Annotated in this window: 2 protein-coding genes; both read right to left on the minus strand. The window is 37.9% G+C overall.

Features of this window, described 5'->3' with window-relative positions; all coding sequences use genetic code 11:
* Positions 1–381: 381 nt before the first annotated feature.
* Positions 382–1,341 (minus strand): hypothetical protein, encoded by a 960-nt coding sequence (locus IGI96_RS19650; protein ID WP_438785707.1) that lies wholly within the window; start codon positions 1,339–1,341, stop codon positions 382–384.
* Positions 1,342–1,356: 15 nt separating this feature from the next.
* The coding region (locus IGI96_RS19655) for a hypothetical protein (protein ID WP_438785708.1) at positions 1,357–1,888 on the minus strand (532 nt) is incomplete at its 5' end.

Here is a 1,888-nt window from a genome sequence, read left to right on the forward strand (position 1 = left end):
ATCATCACGACTTTTGTATCCTTTTTTCTTCGCTATAACAGCTAATCTATGTTGAACATCTTTGCTAACACCACGTATTTTTAAACGACTTGTTTCATCTTCCATACATACCTCTACGTTTTTTTATAGCGATCTGAAGCTCTATTTTTCTATCTAGGTCTTAACATTGGCTTATTCGCCTCTGTCTAGTGTAAGAGCATAAGGGAAAATGGGGTCCACACAAGGTGTCCCGCCTTGCAGTGCAAGGCTTTTCTCTGGGGCCCACTTTTGCACTTTTTCGCCCCATTTTCACCCTATTTTCGCCCTGTTGTCGCCCCATTCGCCCCATTTTCGCCCTATCATCGCCCTATCATCGCCCTATTTTCGCCCTATGCTTTTTTGTTATTTATTTTCGGTTTCCACTTGCGCAGACTGGTTTCGATCGATCAATTTTTGACGACGTTCTTCGATCACCTCAATTTGTTTTTGCGCTTCTTCAATTGCGTTGGAATAGCTATCAATTTGACTACTTAACTGCTTATTTGCGTTCTCTATCTCTTCTTTTTCCCCTGCCGTAAGATACTCCATTGACGTTTTATTTTCTAAGATTTTTGATTTCGTTTTCTCGATTTCTGTCTCAATTTTTTGAATACTATCCTGCAAGTTTTTTCGCTCTTCGATTGCCTTTTCAATGTCTTTTTCGGTCAACTCGATCACATGATCATTCAACTTTTTCTTCTTAAGTTGGGAACTATTTTTCACTTTGCGATAATCAATGTAAAAGACTGTTTGGTTCACTTCTTCCGTATCTTCAAACACCATTTCTCCTTCTTGATTGTAGGTAGGATTCACATTGATCTCTTTTTCTGAATAACCAAAATCGATCAAAAGTGTTGTCCACTTTTGAGGAACTTCTGGAATAGTTAAAAGATAATAATTGTCATACAGGGGTTCTAATTTGGACGCTAAAGCAGTCCCTTTATTGCCTTCTTTCACAGACCCAACAAATGCTTGATACGCTCGATTCACACTCGTCTCATTTCGACTTGTTAAGAAAATCACTTCCATGTAATTTGTTTTCGGATTATACGTCCGTTGATAGATTTGAACTGTATCATTGCCGATAGTTTGGCTGCTTTTTCCTCCGACACCACTATCTATAATTGGACGATCGTCTTCAAAAAGAAGACGTGAACTGAAGAAAAAAAGAGTTCCTACGATCGTAAGTAGAAACATTCCTCGATAAATAATGGGTGACAATTTCGCACGTTTTTGTTTCACTTTTGACTTCTGAAAGTGCCCTTTTTGGAAGTCCTCTCTGAAGGTTTCAATCCGTTCAATCAGTTCGTTCATTTTCTTCATTTGTGCCGTCCTCCTCTAGTCATAGAATCGTTCCGGCACATCATTCGTGGTGACTGTTTCTCGGAGTTCATTCACTTGCCAGACATTATTTTCATTCTTTTTCAGATCCATTTGTATCAGGTAACGAACGGTAAAGGGCTTGTCTCCTTCATAACTTGTCGACACATATAAGAAACCCGTCACAGTTGCTTCGCCTAATACATTTTCTAAATTCACGTAATATTTTTCACCGATTTTGCTTTGTTCAACCGTCAGTTTGTCGTTACTTTCTACCCAATAGGGAACGATTTTCCCTTTGGCTTTTGGCGTAAGATACTCTTGAATCTGATCCATTTTCTCTTGAATATTTTCAGAATTGTTCGTGTAAAAACCATCTGTAAATGCTTTGGCTACTTTCTCAATATTCTTGAATTCTACTTCCGATCGTGTATCTTTTGGAAGATTCACTTCCTGTGAATCAAGTTCTTCTTGCAACAATTTATTTTCTTTTTCATAAGAATTTATCGTTTCCTGATTTGCTTTTTGTTCAGACAACAACGTATTATTT

The sequence above is a fragment of the Enterococcus sp. DIV0421 genome, assembly GCF_051713745.1.
In the GTDB taxonomy this organism is placed as follows: domain Bacteria; phylum Bacillota; class Bacilli; order Lactobacillales; family Enterococcaceae; genus Enterococcus_D; species Enterococcus_D casseliflavus.